This is a genomic window from Aminobacter sp. NyZ550, assembly GCF_025628925.2.
Taxonomy (GTDB): domain Bacteria; phylum Pseudomonadota; class Alphaproteobacteria; order Rhizobiales; family Rhizobiaceae; genus Aminobacter; species Aminobacter ciceronei.
The window spans coordinates 4,366,539-4,383,140 of record NZ_CP114190.1; the positions used below are offsets into that span (position 1 = coordinate 4,366,539).

Consider the following 16,602-nt stretch of genomic DNA (forward strand, 5'->3'; position numbering starts at 1 on the left):
TCGCCCTCACCTGCCGTCACGCTGCGCCATCGCAAGCGCGTCGGCCACCCTGTTCGTCATTCCACGATATGGCTCAGTCCGCACAGCAATTTCGTCGAGTTCCTTCTGGTCCTTCGACACCTTCGCTGGTCGGCCACCTCGCTTGGCGCGTATCCGGTCGAGGTCATCGAACGACAGTTCACCGCGCGGCTTCCTATCCCAGCGGTTCTTGCCTAGTTCATCGATGTAAGGAACCGCGACGCGCTTGCCGAGGCCGTAATGACCGAACATGTCCGGCTCCGGATCGCCCGTCTTGTTCTTCGCTCTGCAGTTGTTTCGAATAAGGGCTCGAAGGCCCAGTACATCAAGATGCGTTCGGATGCTCTGAAGCCGCTCAGGATGTTCAGCAACTACCTTGTTCACAATCTTGTCGACAGAGAAGCGACCGCCCTGAAAGGCCTCGTCGATCAATCCTTCGAGGAATGAATGAAATTGGCGCAATTCCAAATCGCTCATCATCCATACCTAGCGGAATCAAAGAAACAAATCAAGAACAGAGATGCATAATGTAGCGGACTAAGTCAGCGGCAAAAGCGGTGCACCAGGACTGCAGAAATTCGCCGTAGTCGACTCGCTTTCCATCCAATGCATGATTAATTCGGCGTAAAGGATGACCAGAATTTCCTTCATGTCACTGCAGCGATGCTCCATTCAGTCCGCTGAGAGACCCACGGCCAGCAGTGGCGCTTTGGGTTTGGAGATGCCTGCCGGACGCGCTGCTCCTAGCGCACCGAAACGACATTTGACGTTGTCCGACGCGGCGCCGACGGCCACTTCGTCGCCCGCGATAGCTTGCGTGTCTTTCGCGGGTGATTTTCTGTCCGTCAGCTTCTGGCCATTCTCCGGGCTTTGGCCCCCGCTCACTCAAGACTACCTGGGCCGGCGAACGGCTCTGACTTTTCCACTGTTGCCGCCGCCGCAGAAAAAGCGGTCGCCGCCATCGGATTCAAGCCCGGAAACGCCTATGCCGGCCGGCATGTCGAGTTGCTCGAGCACGTCGCCCGTTTCGGGGTCGATGCGGCGGAGATCGCTGCCGCTGTCTTGCCAGGAGCCATGCCAGAGCTCGCCATCGACCCAGGTGACGCCGGTGACGAAGCGATCGGATTCGATGGTGCGCAGCACTTTTCCGGTTACGGGGTCGAGCTGATGGATCTTGCGGCCACGATGCTGCCCGACCCAGAGCGAGCCCTCCGCCCAGGCCAGGCCCGAGTCGCCGCCATCCCCGGGCGCCGGGATCGTGGCGATCACCGCGCCGGTCCTGGGATCGATCTTGCGGATTAAGGCATCGCCGATCTGATACAGGTGCTCGCCGTCGAATGCGGTTCCGGCATGGGCTGCGACGTCAAGCGATCGCAGGATCTCTCCGCTTTCGGGATCGAGGGCATTCAGCCTGTCGCCGCTTGCGAACCAGACCTGATTGCCGTCGAAGCTGACCCCGGCGACGTCGTCCACATCGGCAAAGGGACCATAGTCCCGGATGATTTCGGCGGTCGACTGTTTCATGCCCTCATACTAACCGGAAATGCCGGTGGCGGGGAGCAACAAGCTTGTCGGGAAACCGGGCACGCTTGACGCGATCCAGCGGCGGGCCCGCCCGCGTCCGAAGGCCTCGACCTTGCCGTCATGGGCAAGCTGTTCGAGCGCCCGCTGCACCGTGCGCGGGCTCACGCTCAAGGCGAGCGCCAATGCCGAACTCGACCAGGCCTCGCCGTCGCCGAGCAGAGCGAGCACTTGGCCGTGATCGCTTTCGACGGGCGGCGCCAGCACGGCAACATCGGCTGTTGCGTGAGGCCGCAGAACGAAGCCGTCCCGGGTCGAGCTCAGCGCCGCCAGCGGCCTGATCGCCTCGCGCAGCCGGGCGATTTCGACGCGCAGCCGCGCACGGTGCGCCTCGTCGGCATGCCGTGCCCCAAAAGCGCGTCTGAGCAGTGTTTCGCGCGCCACATCGTCCGGCCAAGCCTCGGCGAGCGCACGCAAAAGGGCGACCAAGACGGGACGGCTGGCGAGCGGAACCAGCTTTGTCCCTCTGCGCACCACGTTGCGGCAAGCGTCGACGACAAGCGTATCGGAGGCCAATAAATTTTCGACCTCTTCGAGATCGAGGAGCCGCCCGACGCCGCGGCTGACCAGGCGCGCCGTCGGTGCAACGAATGCCCGCACGGCCTGGTCGACCTCGGCCGCGAGCGCCGGAATGCGCGCGTCTTTTGCCGCCCGTCCTGCCCGTTCCAGCGCGATCTTCGCCGGCCTGGTCTCGATGCGTCGGATGGCTATGCCCGCCACCACCAGTTCGCGCCCGACCAGCGACGCGGGCGGCAGGGCAGCGGCGTCGAACGCAGCGAGCACCGCTTCGGCGTCATCCAGGCGGCCGATCAGGAGAAGGTGCCGGGCCTGGAGATAACAGGCATGGGCTGCGTTCCTGCGGTCACCTGATGCTTCGAGCACCCTGCGCGCCGCATCGAGCGTTTGCAGGGATCGGCCGAGATCACGCGACACAAGCGCGATTTCGGCTTCGGCCAAGGCACAACGCGCTCGGGCCAAAGGTTCTTTTGGGCCGAAGCCACGCGCCGCGCAGCGCAGAAGCTCCCTGGCGCGCGCGAGGTCGCCGAGTTGCGCCATGGCGATGCCGCGCAACGCCAGCGCCGGCGGGTCATCGCGCAAGGCGACCCGTTTCAGCGCAGCGAGAGGATCGCCGGCCGAGAGCGCCTGTGCGGCGGCAGTGATCAGCTGGTCCATGAAAATCCCGTCACCTTTGTAACTCTCACCTGCCCCGTGCCCGCGCTAGCCTGTTCGTATCGCAACCGCTGAAACGGCGAATTGGATGAGAGGACCTGTCATGACGATGCGCGCAGCACCAGAAAAGGCCGCTTCGTCGCCGAGGGCAACGATCGACGCTGCCGGTTGGCTTGGTCTCGCCGTCGCGCCGACCTGCGCGCTGATGGCCTGGATTTCCGCCGTCGGCTCGCCCGGCATGACGATGTGCTCGGCAGCCTCGGCCTTCGCGCCGATCAACGACATGGCCCTCATGTACGTGCTGATGAGCCTGTTTCACCTGTCGCCGTGGATGAAGCTCCTTTCCTCCCGTTCGCAGCACCCCACTACACCCGTCACCCAAACCGAAGGAGACTGACAATGCAACACTCTGTGCAACACGCTGTTGTTTCGCACGATGACTGGCTGACTGCCCGCCGAGACCTCTTGAAAGCGGAGAAGGAGCTGACGCGTCATCGCGACAAGGTCGCCCGCGAGCGGCTCTCTTTGCCCTGGGTGCGCATCGACAAGGACTATGTGTTCGACACGCCGGAGGGTCCGCGCAGGTTGGCCGATCTCTTCGACGGTCGGTCGCAGCTTCTGGTGCAGCATTTCATGTTCGCGCCGGGGTGGAAGGAAGGCTGCCCGAGCTGCTCCTACATGGCCGATCACACCGATGGCATGAACAGGCATCTGGCGCATCACGACGTCACCATGCTCGCCGTCTCGCGCGCGCCGCTTGCCGAGATCGAGCGCTACCGCAAACGCATGGGCTGGCAGTTCAAATGGGTGTCATCCCTCGGCAACGACTTCAACTTCGACTTCCGCGTCAGCTTCACGGCCGAGGAGGTCGCCAGCGGACATATAGACTACAATTTCGGCGAATGGCGGGAAACCGGCGAGGAATGGCCCGGCGTCAGCGCCTTCTACAAGGACGAGGCGGGCGAGATCTTCCGCACCTACTCCACCTACGGGCGCGGCGTCGAGGTGATGATGGGCACCTACAACATGCTCGATCTCGCGCCGAAGGGGCGCAACGAGGCCGAGGGAATGGACTGGGTGCGCCGCCACGATCGCTACGCCTGACCGCCCCAGCGGCACGACGACCGGATGGCAGCGCGAACATGAGGGGATCGCCGGATTGCTTCGACGCCCCCTACTCCACCGCCACTTCCCGGCGTTCGCGCGAGGCCTTGAAGGCGGCCTCTATGCAGGCGACGACGTGCAGGCCGTCTTCGGCTGTCACGGGCGGCGTGGTGCCGTCGCTTATGGCCTTGATAAAGGCCTGCCATTGGCGGACGAGGCCGCGGCCGGCGACATCCGCTTCGATCGAGTTTTCGACCTTCTGCCATGTCTGGTCGCGGCCGAGGGTCACGCCGTTGAAGAAATCGACAGTGAGCACACCGCGATCGAAGGCCAGTTCGTCGCCCGAGATGAAGGCGCCGTCGGCATAACCGATGCTGGCGACCTGGCCGACGGCCTCGTCGCCGAAGCGCAGCAGCAGAAGGGCTACGTCGTCGGCCTTCTGCTGGTGGAAGGTCGTTGTGGTGATGGCGCTGACATGGGTGGCGCGGCGGCCGGCAAATGCCAGCAGCCTATCGAGCGCATGAATGCCAGCGGTGAACAGCATGCCGCCGCCGGTCACTGGGTCGAGGTGCCAGTCGCGGCGGTTGCCTTCCATCCAGAGCTTGACCATGCGGCTCGAGCCGTAACGCATGGCCCCCAGTCCACGCTCGTCGATCAGGCGCCGGGCAGCGAGGTACGGCAAGGTGAAACGCATGGTGTGGCCGGGCATCAGCACAACACCGGCGGCTTTTGCCGCAGCCATGATGCGCCGGCACTCGGCGACGGTCGGCGCCATCGGCTTTTCGACCATGATGTGTTTGCCGGCCTGAGCGCAGGCAATGGCGACCTCGGTGTGAAGATGGTGCGGCAGCGCCACCACCACGGCGTCGACGTCAGGATCGGCGAGCAGCTCGCGATAGTCGAGATGGCCCTTGCCGCCGAATTCCCCGGTGAAGGCCGCGAGCCCGTCGACATCGTTGCGGCAGGAGGCAACGAGGCGCGCGCCCTCGACGTCACGCAAGGCACGCGCATGGGCCGCGCCAAAATGGCCGGCGCCGATGATGCCGATCCCGAGCATGGTCATGCCCCCCGGTGTCATGCCTGCCCCGATCCTGCTCGTCATGGTCGTGCTCCCCTGCCCGTGCCTGCGACGGTCACGCCTGCCGTTGTCATGTCTGCCCCCATTGTCATGCCCCCACGGTCATGTCTGCCATGGACATGCCCCCAATGCTCACGCCCGTTCCAGTGCGTAGCAGCGGTCGATGATGGCCATGGCGCGCCTGGCGTCGGCGAGCGACACCGCCGGCGGCCGGCCGGCGGCCAGGCGCTGCAGGGTGTCAGCCATGACGTCGTGATAACGGCGGGCGATAGGCGTCGCCGGCAGGTCGGTCTGTTTCTCGTCATCGAGGGTCGACAGCGCCAGCCGGTCGCCGAGGTCGCTCAGCGTGGCATTCGCAGCGGAGACACGCCATTCGAAGAGGCCGCGTTTCATCGAGGCAAAGGTGTAACCGGCTTCGATCAGCCCGAGCATGCCGTCGGCGGCGCGCAGCACGATTGCCGCGTAGTCTTCGACCTTGGTTCCGTGAAGCGGTCGGCCGAACGAGGCGCTTGCTATCTCGACCTCCTGCCCGGCCGCCAGCATCAGGAAGGCATTGATGCCGTGGATGCCGAGATTTCTGAGCGCGCCGCCGCCGCCGATCCCGGGATCCAGCACCCAGGCGACGCCGTCGTCGACATAACGTTGCGGCGGCCCGTTGATCAGGCGGAAATGCGAATGCGAGATCGGCCCGCGCCGCCCTGCGGCATCGAGATCGCCAAGGGCCGCCAGCATCGCCATGCCGTGCGGCAAGGCCATGGCGGCGAAGACGCCCTTGCGCTGTGCCGCCGTGATCAGCGCGTCGGCGGCTTCAGCCGAAATGCCGAGCGGTTTTTCGAGCAGCAGCGGCACACCGGCCTCGATGACCTCGAGACCGCGCTCGACGATTTCGAACGGCCGGCCCATGACGACGGCCAGATCGGCACCTTCCAGCGCGACCTGCAGGCTCGGCGCGACAGGACAGCCGAACTTTTCGGCGAAACCGGCGGCCGCCGCGGGCGCGGGGTCCCATGCCCAGGCAATGCCGGCGCCTGCGGCGATCGCCGCTTCGCCATGCATCGTCGCATGCCAGTGGCCGACACCCAAGAAGGACAAATTCATCGGGGACCTCACACTAAAAACGACCGCCTGAACGGCGCGACCTGGGATACCGGCCCAGGACGGCGGCTCAAGGCAGCGGCTGGACAGCTGATGGAAAAGGTTTCACACGACGGTCTAACTCTTTGTTTTTGCGCACTTCCTTGGCAAAGCCACCGCAGTTTTCCTGGAATTGCGCTTTTGTCTTTGCGCAGCTCCTAGGGAAAAGCGCTGCGCAGTTTTCCTGCGCTAGAGATCATCGCGGATGCAGGCCTTGAAATGGCCCGGCCTGACCTCGCGCAGCTGCGGTGCTGCTGTTGCACAGGCGTCGAGCGCGCTGGGGCAGCGGGTGCGGAAGACGCAGCCGCTGGGCGGATTGGCCGGGCTCGGAATGTCGCCCTTGAGAATCTCACGCTCTCTCTTCGCCTCCGGGTCCGGCGACGGGATCGCCGACATCAGCGCCCGGGTGTAGGGGTGCTCGGGCCTGGCATAAAGATCCTCGCTTGCGGCGATCTCCATGATGCGGCCGAGATAGAGCACGATGACGCGGTCGCAGATATATTCGACCACGGCGAGGTCGTGCGAGATGAACAGCATTGTCAGGCCGAGCCGCTGCTGCAGGTCGCGCAGCAGGTTGATCACCTGCGCCTGGATCGACACGTCGAGCGCCGAGACCGGTTCGTCGGCGACGATGAATTCGGGCGCCAGCGTCAGCGCCCGGGCGATGCCGATGCGCTGGCGCTGGCCGCCGGAGAATTCGTGGGCGTAGCGGTTGATGGCGTCTGCCGGCAGTTCGACCTGTTCGAGCGCCGTCTTCGCCCGCTCCAGCCGCTCCGCCTTGGTGCCGATGCCCTGGATTTTCAGGCCCTCGGTCAGGATCTCGCCGATGGTCATGCGCGGCGACAAGGAGGCATAAGGATCCTGGAAGATGTACTGCATGCGCGGCCGCCGGCGCCGCATCTCGCCATTGGACAGTTTTGTGATGTCGGTGCCGTCGAAGCTGACCTCGCCCGCCGTCGGCTCGATCAGCCGGAGCACCGAGCGCCCAATGGTGGTCTTGCCGCTGCCGGACTCGCCGACGAGCCCGACAACCTCGCCCTTGGCGACGTCGAAGGAGATGTCTTCGAGGATCTTCAAGGTCGCGCCGCGCGTCTGGTAATGTTTGGCGAGGCCACGGACCGAAAGAAGCGGCTGAGACATCATCGGGCGATCTCCTGCCAGCGGATGCAGCGGCTGCCATGGCCGGCAGCGACGCTTTCGAGTTCGGGAATTTTGTCGCGGCATGCCTCGATGGCAAAACCGCAGCGTGGCGCAAAGGCACAGCCTGCGGGCATGTCGGCGAGGCTCGGCACCATGCCGGGAATGGCGTTCAGCTTCTCGCCGGCGCGCTTCATGGCGCTCGCCGCACCCAGCCGCGGCATCGAGTTCAGCAGGCCGAGCGTATAGGGGTGGCGCGGATTGCGGAACACCTCGGCCACCGGGCCGCATTCGACGATGCGGCCGGCATACATGACAGCCACCCGGTCGGCGATCTCGGCGACGACGCCGAGATTGTGGGTGACGAACAAAACGCCCATGCCGCGCTCGCGCTGCAGGCCCTGCAGCAGGTCGAGGATCTGCGCCTGGATGGTGACGTCGAGCGCCGTCGTCGGCTCGTCGGCGATCAGAAGCGTCGGGTCGCAGGCCAGCGCCATGGCGATGGTGGCGCGCTGGCGCATGCCGCCCGACAGCTCATGCGGGTACTGGCCGGCACGGCGGCGGGCATCGGGAATGCCGACCTTGTCGAGCAGGGCGACCGCAGCCTCCAGCGCGGCACGCCGGCCGGTGCCGCGATGCACCCTGAGCGATTCCGAGATCTGGTCGCCGATGCTGTAGACCGGGTTCAGGCTGGTCATCGGCTCCTGGAAGACCATGCCGATGTCGTTGCCGCGGATGCGGCGCATCGCTTCCTCGTCGAGGCTGACGAGGTCGCGGACATTGCCGTCCTTGCCGCGGAACAGCATCTCACCGGCATCGATCGCGCCGATGCCGCGGGCCAAAAGCCGCATCACCGACAGGCTGGTGACCGACTTGCCCGAACCCGATTCCCCGACCAGCGCCACCGTTTCGCCGGCATGCACGACAAGATCGATGCCGTTGACGGCGGCGATCTCGCGGCCGCGCACCCGGAACACGGTTCTCAGGCCCTTGATCTCGAGGATGGGTTCGGTGCGCATCGGACGCCTCAGTTGAGCAGGCCGACCGAGCGCAGGATCTCGTCGATCCGGGCGGTCTCCATGTCGTTGAGTGCTGCGCGCGGACGCGCCATGACATTGGTCGAAATGATACCCAGGCTGCGCATCGCGGTCTTGAAGCCGCCGACGCCTGACGCGCCACCGCTGACGCGGCCGGCGGCGACCCAGACGATCTCGAACAGGCGGCAGAGCCGCTCCTGCTCCTTGCGCGCGGCCTCCCAGTCGCCTTTCCGGGCGTGGTTCCAGAGCCTGACGTAACCGGCCGGATCGACATTGGCGAGGCCGGGCACGACGCCATGCGCGCCCATCTGCAAGGCATTGTCGACGACGATCTCGGAGCCGGTCATCAGGAACACGTCCTTGGTGTCGGCAAGGTCGCTCAGTGCATAGCGGAAATTGCCGTCGTCGCCGGAGGAGTCCTTGAGGCCGATGATGGTGCCTTCTCTCGCCAGCGTCACAACCGTCTGGCGGGCGAGCTTGCTGTGGACGCAGACCGGAATGTCATAGGCAATCAGCGGAATGTCGACGGCGTCGCGGATGATGCGGAAGTGGTCGAGCGTCTCGGCCTGGCTGGTGATGGTGTAGAAAGGTGCGGTGACGACGACGGCGTCGGCGCCGACATCCCTTGCGGTCTGCGCGTGGCGGATGACGCGGTCGGTGGTCGGGTCGATGACACCGGCAATGACCGGCACGCGGCCATTGGCGACCTTGACCGTGTGTTCGAGGATCTTGCGGCGCTCGGCATCGTCATAAAACACCACCTCGCTTGTCGATCCGAGCGGAAACAGGCCGTGGCAGCCATTGTCGATGAGATAGTCGAGGACACGTGTGTAGGACGCGTAGTCGACGGAAAAATCATCGTTGAGGGGGGTGACGACGGGCGGAACGACACCGAAGAATTTGGACATTTTTTTGCTTCTCTTCCAGAGGGTTAGTTGAGGTCGGCGCGAGGGTCGAAGGCGTCTCGCAACCCGTCGCCGATGAAGTTGATGGCCAGCACGACAAGGACCAGTGCCGCGCCGGGGAACAGCCATTGCCAGGGGAATTGTTCGAGCACCGCCGTCGAGCGCGCGGCGTTCAGCATGTTGCCCCAGCTGGCCGCCGGCGGCGGCACGCCGAGGCCGAGGAAGGACAGGCCGGCCTCGAGCAGGATGGCGTTGGCGACCTGCAGCGTGGCGTAGACGACGAGGATGTCGATCGAGTTGGGCAGGCCGTGGCGGAACAGGAGATGGCCGAGGCCCGCCCCCATGCCGCGCGAGGCCATGACGAATTCACGTTCGCGCAGTTCGAGCAGCCGGGCGCGGATCATGCGCGACAGCACCGGCCAGGACAGAAGGGCGATGACGACGACCGTCGACCAGATGCCCGAACCGACGATGGAGGCGAGCACGAGCAGGAAGATGACCGGCGGCAGCGTCATGGCAAGGTCGACGGAGCGCATGGCCAGCGCATCGGCCCAGCGGCCGCCAAAGGCCGAGATCGCGCCGACGAGGAAGCCGATGCCAGTCGACAGCACCACCGAGGAGACCGCCACCAGAAGCGAGATGCGGCCGCCCTCCAGTGTGCGGGCCAGCACGTCGCGGCCGACGCCGTCACTGCCGAACCAGTGTTTCAAGGACGGGGCGCCGTTCATCGCCAGAAGGTCGATGTCGTTGGGCTTGTAGGGCAGCCACAAAGGATAGCTCAGCACGGCAACGAGCATCGGCAGAAGCAGCGCCGTGCCGAACAGGGCCGCCCGGTTCTGGGTGAAGCGGTTATAGGCACGGGCCATCGGGCCGGTCGAGGACAGGGTCAGAACGCTCATGTCAGGCCACCTGGATGCGCGGGTCGATGACCGCATAGGCAAGGTCGGTCAGAATGTTGACAACGATGACGCAGGCGCCGATGACCAGCGTGGCGCCCATGATGACGGGATAGTCGCGGGTTTCGACCGCGCTGATCAGAAGCAGGCCCATGCCAGGCCAGTTGAACACGCTTTCAATGAAGATGGCGCCGCCGACGGCGAGGCCGATCGTCGAGCCGATCAGCGTGACGACGGGCAGAAGCGCGTTGCGCAAGGCATGTTTGGTCACCACCCAGAACTCCTTGACGCCCTTGGCGCGGGCCGTGCGGACATAATCCTGGTTCAGCACTTCGAGCATCGAGGCGCGCATGTAGCGCATGATCAGCGCGGCATGGCCGATGGACAGAACGCAGGCCGGCAGGATCAGGTGGTGCAACAGGTCGGCGATCGAGAAATCGCTGGCCGGCGTCAGCATGCCGCCGGACGGCGCCCATTTCAGCCTGACCGAAAACAGGTACAGGCCAAGAAAGGCGGTCAGGAAGGCCGGGCTCGAAATGCCGAGCAGCGCCAGCACCGAAAAGGAATAGTCGGGCAAGGAGTTGCGGCGCACGGCACTGACGATGCCCGAGGCGATGCCGACAACGATGGCGATCGCCAAGCCGGCGCCCATCAGAAGCAGCGTCGGGCCGATGCGCGAGACGATCAGGCCTGACACCGTCTCGTTGAAACGCTGCAGCGAGTGGCCGAGATTGCCTTGCACGGCCTGCGACAGCCAGGCGAGATATTGCACCGGCAGCGGCCGGTCGAGGCCGAGCTGCGCACGAAGCGCGTCCATCGCCTCCTTCGACATGGCGACGTTGGGGTCGATATAGGCGTCGATCGGATCGCCCGGCGTCAGCTGCAGCAAGACGAAGATCAGCACTGTCAGTGCGAGCAGCATGCCGAGCCCGATCAACAGGCGATTGAGGCAATAGCGGAGCATTGGGGCTCTCTGTCTAGGGATAGCCAGGCCAGCGGCGGCAAGTATCCAGCAAGAAACGGGCATCCAGCAAGAAACGGGCTCCAGCAAGAAGCTGGCGTCCAGGGGGAACAAGCTTCCGGGAGGAAAAAGCGTCCGGAAAAAATGGGGGGGACGGCCACTGGGATGGCCGCCCCCCCGAGGGAGGAGTTGGCCTATTCGGCGATCGACCACTTTTCCGGGTGGGCCTGGTAGGGACCACCGGCCGGCGCCGGCGTCCAGACGAAGTCCTTCAGCTTGCTCGAGGCCACGCCGTAGCGGTTGGCGACCCACATCGTGCCCCAGGGCAGGTTGGCGTTGGTCGCCTTGCAGACGTCCTGGTAGCGGGCGTCGCGCTTGGCGGCATCCGTCTCGGCAAGTGCTGCATCGAGCGCGTTGGTCACCTCGGGCATGCGGATGCGCATCAGATTGGCGCCGGCCGGCGGGATCTGCTTTTCGTTGAGGCCGATATTGATGTTCGAGGCGTCGGGACCGTTCTGCAGGCCGGCATAGATCAGCGGGAAGTCGCCTGCATTGCCCGACTGCTGGTAGACGATCGAATTGTAGGTCGGCGTGTCCACGGCGCGCGGCACGATGTTGATGCCGACCTGGGCCAGCATCGCCTGCATGGCGGCCAGCACGTTGGTGGCGAGCGGCGAGGTGTAATAGGTCAGGATGGTGATCGGCTTGTCGCCGTTGATCTTGTCCCAGCCGGCCTCGGCGAGCAGTTGCTTGGCCTTCTCGGGATCATAGGCGTATTGGTCGATGCCCTGGGGCACCAGCCGGTCGGCGACATAGACGCAGTTGGCCGGCTTGGCGGCGCCGCCATAGAGGCTCTGGATGATGGCGTCGCGGTTGATGGCATGCATGAAGGCCTGGCGGACCTTGAGGTCCTTCCACAAAGGCACTTCCTGGTTGAAGCCGACATAGTTGACGACATAGGAGTCGCCCTCGATGACGGTGAAGGCGTTGTCGCCGGTGAAGGTCGAGACGTCGTTGGAATCGACATAGGTGAACTGGATCTCGCCGGCGCGGAGCGCTGCGATGGCCGCTGCCGGATTGGCGAAATAGCGGTTGATCAGTTTTTCCGCCGCCGGCTTGCCGCCGTGAAAATCGGGGTTGGCGGCGAGCTCGACATACTGGTCGGCGACATATTTGGTGAATTTGAACGGCCCCGTGCCGACGGGCTGCGTCGACCACCAGGCATTCTTGGCGATCTGTTCCACAGGGATGGCGGCGAGCGCATGCTCGGGCAGCATCATCAGCTTGGTCAGCGTGTCGAGCATGCTCGGCGTGGCGGTGCTCAGCTTGACGATCACGGTGCGGTCGTCGGGGGTCTCGACGGTTTCAATGGCGCCGAGGCGGGCGGCAAACACCGAGCCTGCCTTGTCGTTCTTGGCGAGCTCGATGGTGAACTTCACGTCTTTTGCGGTGAAGGGCTTGCCGTCGTGCCATTTGGTGTCGGCGAGCTTGAAGGTGTAGGCCTTCTGGTCGGCGCTGACCTCGTAGCTGTCGGCTAGCGCGCCGATGATTTTGGCGAGCTTGTCGTCATAGATCACCAGCGGCTCGAAATAGGTGACCAGCCAGGTGAAGCCGCCGGTGGCGGCCAGCGGGTTGAAATTGCCCTGGAAGCCGCCGGGGCCGACATCGAAGCCGCCCGAGATCGTTGCCCCCTGGGCATTGGCCGGCGCGGCCGTGGTGGCGGCACCTGCAAAGAGCGCCGCCGACAAGGCAAGCGCCGAGATCATCGTCCTGTAGTTCATGTACTCCTCCCGTTTGATTGATGTGTCTTGTTGTCGGCGATCACTTTGGTGATGCCGGCATAATGGTTGGCGAGCCGGTCCTTGGCGGCGGCGAGATCGCCTGCTTCAACCGCGTCGACGATGGCCGCGTGGTCGCGCCAGGTCTGGACAGGGTCGGCATTGTCGAGGTTGACGAAGTCGGAGGCCTTGTAGAAGGCGAGCCAGAACACCTCGATCAGGCGCGACAGCACCTCGTTGTCCTGGCAGCGGAACAACAGATAGTGGAAGTGGCGGTCCTCGTCGGGAAAGCTCTCGCCGCGTTCGGCCAGCGCCTTCATCTTGTCGAGCGTCTCGCGCAGCTCGGCGATGTCGTCCTTGCCGATCAGTTCCAGCGTCCTGTCGATGAGGCCGACCTCCAGCGTGCGCCGGATGGTGATGACCTCCTCGATCTGCTTCAGCGCATCGCCCAGGCCATAAGCGAGGTTTTCGAGCAGCGGCTCGAAGGAGAACGCCTTGACGAAGACGCCGATGCCGCGCCTGGACTCGAGCACGCCGAGCGACTCCAGCGCCTTGATGCCCTCGCGCACCGAGTTGCGGCTGACGCCGAGCTGGGTGGCAAGCTCGCCTTCCGGCGGCAGAGGTGCTCCGGCGGCTAGGCCGTTGTCGTCGATATAGGCGCGCAGGCTCTCCTGCACGGACACATGCAGAAGCGGCGCGCGCTTCAACGGCTTGATCGATTTCAGGCTCATCTTCGTCTCCGGTTGCCTGTGGGCGTTCCGAAAAACAGCTACCGGTGAAGTGATTACCCACTTGTAGGATATCTGTCAACAGGATATTGGAATGCCCACTTGTTGCTCATTTCCACCCGAGGGATAGCGCAGATGCCTGGAGGACCGAAGTCCATTCGCCGCCACGTGCCGGCCAGCGCTCCGTCGTCCACAGCTGACCAGCCGCACCGACCCGCCGGAGGCCGCCGGCCGGAACCCCTACCGGCCGGCGACGCTGCGCCGCTTCTGCCGAAGCCGCCGCCCAAGACAGCAGCCCTGCCCGCCGGCGCGCTGCGTCGGCCGCGCCTGCACGCAACAACCAAGGAGAGCAGTGCCCACATGCCCAGCAAAGCGTCCCGTTCGCCCCTGCCCCGCAGATCGCCCCTGCCCCGCAAATCCCTGTTGAGAGCCGTCATGACCGCCACAGCCCTTTCCCTCTCCTCTTCCCTCACCATGGGGACGGCGATCGCCGCCGAGGCCTGGCCGGACCTGCCCGTCGGCATCAAGAGCGGCATCGCTGCGCGTGTCGGCGACACGCTTTATGTCGGGCTCGGCTCGGCGGGCAGCGACTTCTACGCGCTCGATCTCGCTGATCCCGCTGCCGGCTGGGTCAAGCGCGCCGCATTTTCGGGCCCCGCCACCAATGGCGCGGCGGCGGCGGTGTCGGGCGGCCGGATCTTCGTCTTCTCCGGCAACGGCAAGGCAGATGCCGAGGCAAAATCCGCCATCATCTTCGACACGGTTTATGCCTATGACCCTGATACCGACGGCTGGAGCAGGATCGACACCACCACGCCTGTCGGCCTGTCGGGCGCCAAGGCGCTGGCGCTGCAGGACGGCCGCATCGCCCTTGTCGGCGGCTACAACAAGGAGCTGTTCGACGATTACCTCGCCAAGGTCACAGCCACCGACAAAGAGACGAACCCGGACGGCTTCAGGACGCTGGTCGAGACCTATATGGGCATGCCCCCCGCCGACTATCGCTGGAATGCCGAGCTGCTGTCCTACGATCCCCGGGCCAACAGCTGGAGCAGCCTCGGCGACAGCCCGTTCCTGCCCAATTGCGACGCGGCGGTGGCAGCTCTTGGCGACGATGCCTTCACCCTCATCAGCGGCGAGATCAAGCCGGGCCTGCGCACGCCGGAGGTCAAAAAGGTCAGCATCTCAGGCCAGTCGGCCTCATGGCTTGAGCTGGCCGACCTGCCCAGCCCTGAAGCAAACGACCGCCAGGAAGGGGTTGCCGGGGCCTTTGCCGGCGACGTCGGCGGTGCCGTTCTCGTTGCCGGCGGCGCCAATTTCGTCGGCGCCCAGGCCAATGCCGCCGATGGCAAGTGGTTCGCCCATGACGGGCTGAAGAAAGGCTGGCGCGACGAAGTCTACGCCTATGACGGCAACGCCCCTGACGGCAAGCATTGGCAGGAGGTCGGAAAACTGCCGACCGGGCTCGCTTATGGCGCCTCGTTCCCTGTATCCGGCGGCCTGCTCGTCGTCGGCGGCGAGGACGGCGAGGCCACACCGCGCCGCGAGGTCTTCCTCATCAAATGGGACGGCAAGGCGCTGTCATTCGAACACTGATCGCAGCCAGGCCGTCGTCGCTCTTCTTTGGCGGGGGCGACGCCTGCCGCTCGGCCGGCGCCGCCCTTCGTCATCCAGGGCGGAACAGGAGCGCAGCTCCGCCGCGAAGACCCGGGGACGCCTGCCGTGACCTGGCGGCAGTGCACAGACGGTTCAGAACGTCTGCCGCGCACCTACACCTTCCTTGCCGGCAAGCGGTCACAGCGATTCCGCTCATGCCTTGAATCGCAAAACCCCGCCATCCCTTTGTTTCGACGCAGGAAAAGGCGCTGGCTGCCTAGCCGAGCAGATCATCGGCGAGCCGGGCAAAGACCCGCACCCCGATCGGGATCAAATCGTCGGGAAAATCATAGTCGGGATTGTGCAGCGACGGGTGCGCCTCACCGGCGCCGAGGAAAAACATCGCCGAGCTGGCCGAGCGGCCGAACAGGCCGAAATCTTCCGAGGCCCGCATCGGCAGGGCCTCTTCGCTGTGGCTTATGCCCTCCATATCAAGCGCCTGCCTGAGATGCTCGACGGCATCCTCGGCATTGACGCTGGCGACGAAGATCTCGTGGTAGCTAACGGCGTGGTCGAGGCCAGACGCCCCTGCCGTTTCCGCCACCAGCTGTTCGGCCGCCTGGCACAGGCTCGCCATGGCATCGTCCTGCCGGGTCCGCAGGCACGCCCAGACCTCGGCATAACCAGGCGCGATGCCGAACACCGCCTCGCCCATCGTCGCATGGGTGACGGTGACCATGCGAAAAGCATCATCGGCAAACGTCGCTCTGCCCAGGCCGGGAAATGCGGTGATCAGCGCCGCCACGGCAAGACGGGGCGAGGTGCCGGTCTCGGGCATGGAGGAGTGCGCGGTCTTGCCCTTGAGCCGCACCCGCATGCCGCGCGAGGCGCAGTTGACGGTGCCGGCCTTGAGCCTGACGTCGCCGAGCGGCACGCCGGGCAGATTGTGCAGCGAAAAGGCAAAGTCCGGCGCGATCTCCTGATAACGCGGATCAGCGATAACGGCGGCCGCTCCGTCGCCGGTTTCTTCGGCCGGCTGGAACATCAGGACGACGCGGCCGCGTGCCGGGCGTTTGCGCCCCAGCCGCCGGCCGAGCCCGGCCAGGATCGCCATATGCCCGTCATGGCCGCACATATGCGAGGTGCCGGGCACACGCGAGGCGTGCGCCACACCGGACAGTTCCTCGATCGGCAGCGCATCGAGCTCGCAGCGAAACAGCACCGTCGGCCCCGGTGCTGCACCGCCATAGACCAAAGCGACGCCATGTCCGCCGATCCCGGTCAGCACCTTGTCGGGCCCGCTGTCGCGCAGAAACGCCACCACCGCTGCTGCGGTGTTTTTTTCCTCGTTGGAGATCTCGGGCTGCTGATGCAACAACCTGCGCCAGGCCGTCAGTTCCACCACATCGTGATTGGTCAGGGTCAATTCGAACTTCTCCCGCTGATATGCTGGTCGTGACGGCCGGCCATGATGGCCGC

At 65.1% G+C, this 16,602-nt stretch carries 16 protein-coding genes; 3 read left to right on the forward strand and 13 right to left on the reverse strand.

All coding sequences use genetic code 11. From position 1 onward, the window contains the following. Positions 1-6: 6 nt before the first annotated feature. From N7E70_RS21640 to N7E70_RS21650, 3 genes are all read right to left on the reverse strand, one after another. The gene (locus tag N7E70_RS21640) at positions 7-495 is read right to left on the reverse strand and encodes a hypothetical protein (RefSeq protein ID WP_263007587.1); all 489 of its coding nucleotides are present in this window, start codon (positions 493-495) and stop codon (positions 7-9) included. A gap of 414 nt (positions 496-909) precedes the next feature. Continuing rightward, positions 910-1,542 carry a Vgb family protein gene (locus tag N7E70_RS21645; protein ID WP_263007588.1) on the reverse strand — a complete coding sequence of 211 codons (633 nt, stop codon included), beginning with the start codon at positions 1,540-1,542 and terminating at the stop codon, positions 910-912. Between the two features lie 9 nt (positions 1,543-1,551). Continuing rightward, positions 1,552-2,772, reverse strand: coding sequence for a helix-turn-helix domain-containing protein (locus N7E70_RS21650; RefSeq protein WP_263007589.1), 1,221 nt, complete (start codon positions 2,770-2,772; stop codon positions 1,552-1,554). Positions 2,773-2,872: 100 nt separating this feature from the next. Between N7E70_RS21650 and N7E70_RS21655 the strand changes: the two genes are divergently transcribed. Together N7E70_RS21655 and N7E70_RS21660 are read left to right on the forward strand one after the other, a co-directional pair. Continuing rightward, positions 2,873-3,166, forward strand: a complete 294-nt coding sequence (locus N7E70_RS21655; RefSeq protein WP_263007590.1) for a hypothetical protein — start codon at positions 2,873-2,875, stop codon at positions 3,164-3,166. A 14-nt stretch (positions 3,167-3,180) separates the two neighbouring features. Then, positions 3,181-3,873, forward strand: coding sequence for a DUF899 domain-containing protein (locus tag N7E70_RS21660; protein ID WP_263007686.1), 693 nt, complete (start codon positions 3,181-3,183; stop codon positions 3,871-3,873). Between the two features lie 70 nt (positions 3,874-3,943). On the opposite strand, the gene N7E70_RS21665 is transcribed toward N7E70_RS21660, so the two are convergent. From N7E70_RS21665 to N7E70_RS21705, 9 genes are all read right to left on the reverse strand, one after another. Further along, a complete protein-coding gene (locus tag N7E70_RS21665) occupies positions 3,944-4,930 on the reverse strand; it encodes a Gfo/Idh/MocA family protein (RefSeq protein WP_263007687.1) in 987 nt (328 codons plus the stop codon). A 153-nt stretch (positions 4,931-5,083) separates the two neighbouring features. Continuing rightward, positions 5,084-6,049 (reverse strand): Gfo/Idh/MocA family protein, encoded by a 966-nt coding sequence (locus N7E70_RS21670; RefSeq protein ID WP_263007591.1) that lies wholly within the window; start codon positions 6,047-6,049, stop codon positions 5,084-5,086. Positions 6,050-6,274: 225 nt separating this feature from the next. Further along, positions 6,275-7,228 carry an ABC transporter ATP-binding protein gene (locus N7E70_RS21675; RefSeq protein ID WP_263007592.1) on the reverse strand — a complete coding sequence of 318 codons (954 nt, stop codon included), beginning with the start codon at positions 7,226-7,228 and terminating at the stop codon, positions 6,275-6,277. Further along, positions 7,225-8,241, reverse strand: a complete 1,017-nt coding sequence (locus N7E70_RS21680; RefSeq protein ID WP_263007593.1) for an ABC transporter ATP-binding protein — start codon at positions 8,239-8,241, stop codon at positions 7,225-7,227. The genes N7E70_RS21675 and N7E70_RS21680 overlap by 4 nt, the downstream gene beginning before the upstream one ends. A gap of 8 nt (positions 8,242-8,249) precedes the next feature. Continuing rightward, a complete protein-coding gene (locus N7E70_RS21685; RefSeq protein WP_263007594.1) occupies positions 8,250-9,167 on the reverse strand; it encodes a dihydrodipicolinate synthase family protein in 918 nt (305 codons plus the stop codon). A gap of 23 nt (positions 9,168-9,190) precedes the next feature. Then, positions 9,191-10,099, reverse strand: coding sequence for an ABC transporter permease (locus N7E70_RS21690; protein ID WP_183194966.1), 909 nt, complete (start codon positions 10,097-10,099; stop codon positions 9,191-9,193). Next, complete coding sequence (locus N7E70_RS21695; RefSeq protein ID WP_067963766.1) at positions 10,065-11,024, reverse strand: ABC transporter permease; 960 nt, start codon at positions 11,022-11,024, stop codon at positions 10,065-10,067. The genes N7E70_RS21690 and N7E70_RS21695 overlap by 35 nt, the downstream gene beginning before the upstream one ends. 191 nt (positions 11,025-11,215) lie before the next feature. Next, positions 11,216-12,802 carry an ABC transporter substrate-binding protein gene (locus tag N7E70_RS21700; protein WP_263007595.1) on the reverse strand — a complete coding sequence of 529 codons (1,587 nt, stop codon included), beginning with the start codon at positions 12,800-12,802 and terminating at the stop codon, positions 11,216-11,218. Then, complete coding sequence (locus tag N7E70_RS21705) at positions 12,799-13,530, reverse strand: FadR/GntR family transcriptional regulator (RefSeq protein ID WP_182575366.1); 732 nt, start codon at positions 13,528-13,530, stop codon at positions 12,799-12,801. Before N7E70_RS21705 ends, N7E70_RS21700 begins: the two co-directional genes overlap by 4 nt. A 432-nt stretch (positions 13,531-13,962) precedes the next feature. Between N7E70_RS21705 and N7E70_RS21710 the strand changes: the two genes are divergently transcribed. Then, positions 13,963-15,123: an N-acetylneuraminate epimerase gene (locus N7E70_RS21710; RefSeq protein WP_263007596.1), complete on the forward strand. Its 1,161-nt coding sequence runs from the start codon at positions 13,963-13,965 to the stop codon at positions 15,121-15,123. A 277-nt stretch (positions 15,124-15,400) separates the two neighbouring features. On the opposite strand, the gene N7E70_RS21715 is transcribed toward N7E70_RS21710, so the two are convergent. Continuing rightward, a complete protein-coding gene (locus N7E70_RS21715) occupies positions 15,401-16,549 on the reverse strand; it encodes an amidohydrolase (RefSeq protein ID WP_263007597.1) in 1,149 nt (382 codons plus the stop codon). Positions 16,550-16,602: the final 53 nt, after the last annotated feature.